This is a genomic window from Ferruginibacter sp. (genome assembly GCF_014377975.1).
Classification (GTDB): domain Bacteria; phylum Bacteroidota; class Bacteroidia; order Chitinophagales; family Chitinophagaceae; genus Ferruginibacter.
Window position 1 is genome coordinate 1 of the sequence record NZ_JACMOO010000396.1, and the last position, 2,184, is coordinate 2,184.

General features: G+C 37.8%; 2 protein-coding genes. One reads left to right on the forward strand and one right to left on the reverse strand.

Annotated features, from left to right (window positions below):
* The coding region (locus tag H7254_RS19490; protein ID WP_301934565.1) for a TIGR00730 family Rossman fold protein at positions 1 to 413 on the reverse strand (413 nt) is incomplete at its 3' end.
* 144 nt (positions 414 to 557) lie between these two features.
* On the opposite strand from H7254_RS19490, the gene H7254_RS19495 reads away from it, so the two are divergent.
* A complete protein-coding gene (locus H7254_RS19495; RefSeq protein ID WP_301934566.1) occupies positions 558 to 2,093 on the forward strand; it encodes a sodium:solute symporter in 1,536 nt (511 codons plus the stop codon).
* The last annotated feature ends 91 nt before the right edge of the window (positions 2,094 to 2,184 follow it).

The following is a 2,184-nucleotide window of genomic DNA, read 5'->3' on the forward strand; positions in this document are numbered from 1 at the left end:
ATTTTTTTATTATGAATGTTAAGCGTGTTCCAGGTAAGCATTTCAAACATCTCATCCAAAGTGCCATAGCCACCCGGTAATATGATTGCAGCATCGCAACGATCGTACATTATTTTTTTACGCGAATGCATATCACCTACCACCTGCAAATCTGTAATGCCGGTATGCTGGTGCTCCCATCCAATCAACAATTCAGGAATAATTCCCATCACCTTACCACCACTTTCCATAACAGCATCGGCCACAGCACCCATTAAGCCTTTACTTCCTCCACCATAAATAAGAGTAATGCCATAAGTGCCCATCAGCGTACCCAGCTCGGTTGCATGTTGGGCAAACAAAGGATTATTGCCCGGTTTAGACCCGCAAAACACAGCTAACGATTTATATTGCATGCTTACACCTTGAGACATTTTAGAAATTTTAACCTGTTATCAATTTATCGGTTTATTAAGTTTCCATTCAATAACATGTTGTTGTCAATTTGCACAATATTAATGTATAAAATTTTACTACTTTTCGCCCCTCTTTAAAATAAGGATAACTTAATTTATACTATGTCGCCTACCCTATTATTCAGTTTTGTACTTGCTTACTTCGCACTATTATTGGGGGTAGCATGGTATACCAGCCGCAATAGTACAAACGAAACATTTTTTATCGGCAACCGCAATAGTAATTGGATGCTGGTTGCTTTTGGCATGATTGGAACATCGCTTAGCGGGGTAACTTTTGTAAGTGTTCCGGGCAAAGTAGGCATTGCTGCTTTCTCTTATTTCCAGGTGGTAATCGGGTATATCATTGGGTATATTGTGGTGGCTTTTGTGTTGCTGCCCCTTTATTATAAAATGAACCTTACTTCAATTTATAATTACCTCTTAACGCGATTTAATTTCTATGCCTACAAAACCGGTGCGCTATTTTTTATTATTTCAAGAACATTGGGTGCCACAGCCAGGCTGTACCTTGTTATAAACGTGTTGCAAATTTTCATCCTCGATACTATGGGTGTACCCTTTTTTGTAACTGCATTTGTTATACTGTTAATGATACTGCTGTACACATTTGAAGGTGGCGTTCGTACCATCGTTTTTACTGACACTTTGCAAACAACCTTTATGTTGCTTGGGTTGATTGTTTGTGTGTTTTACATCATGAGCCAATTAAATTTATCCATGTCCGGCACCTGGCAGGCTTTGGAATTAAACAAGTTTACCCACATTTTTAATACTGATGTTAAGAGTGGCGACTTTTTTCTAAAGTCCATTATTGGAGGTGCGTTTATAACTATTGGTATGACTGGCCTTGACCAGGAAATGATGCAAAAGAACATTAGTGTAAGAACGTTGAAGGACTCTCAAAAAAATATGATCACCTTAAGCATACTGCAAGCTGTTGTTGTTTTCATTTTTTTAGTATTGGGTGGATTGTTATACGTGTATGCTATGAGCAAAGGAGGAAGTTTTGAGCAAGTTGTGGTTAATGGCAAACAACAACTACATTTTTTATTGGACGGTAAAAATGTGATTGGTGATAATATTTTCCCTGAAATAGCCTTTAGTTATTTACCCCCTATCATTGGTGTTATTTTCATTATTGGTTTGATATCAGCCCTCTTTCCAAGCGCCGATGGTGCATTAACCGCACTTACTTCATCCTTGTGCATTGACATAATTGGCTTAAACCGTAAAGAAGAATGGGCGGAGAAAAAAAGAAAGCGCATTCGTATGACAGTGCATCTTATAATGGCAGTGGTATTTCTATTGTGTGTGCTTGTTTTTAAATGGATTGACAACAAATCGATCATTGACATCATATTAAAACTGGCCGGTTATACTTACGGACCTTTATTGGGCTTGTTTTCGTTTGGCATTCTTACCAAACGCAGCTTGCCTGAGTCAATCGCCGTAACCATTGTAACACTTGTTGCACCTGCCCTTTGCTACCTGGTTGATATTAATGCTACAAAGTGGTTTGGAGGTTACCAGGTGGGTATTGAACTGCTAATAATTAATGGGCTCTTTACTTTTATTGGTTTACTAATTATCTCAAAAAGCAATAAAGGAGATAGCGTTGATCTGACTTCTATTTAAGAACGTTGCTGTTTTTAACGTGCAGCAAACACAACCGGAGTTACAGAATGTTTAGTGAATGTAAATATTTTTATATTTTTAATCAACGATG

Bases quoted from the DNA above. Each gene is read 5' to 3' on its own strand.
- H7254_RS19495 (WP_301934566.1), top strand. From the start codon at position 558: ATGTCGCCTACCCTATTATTCAGTTTTGTACTTGCTTACTTCGCACTA.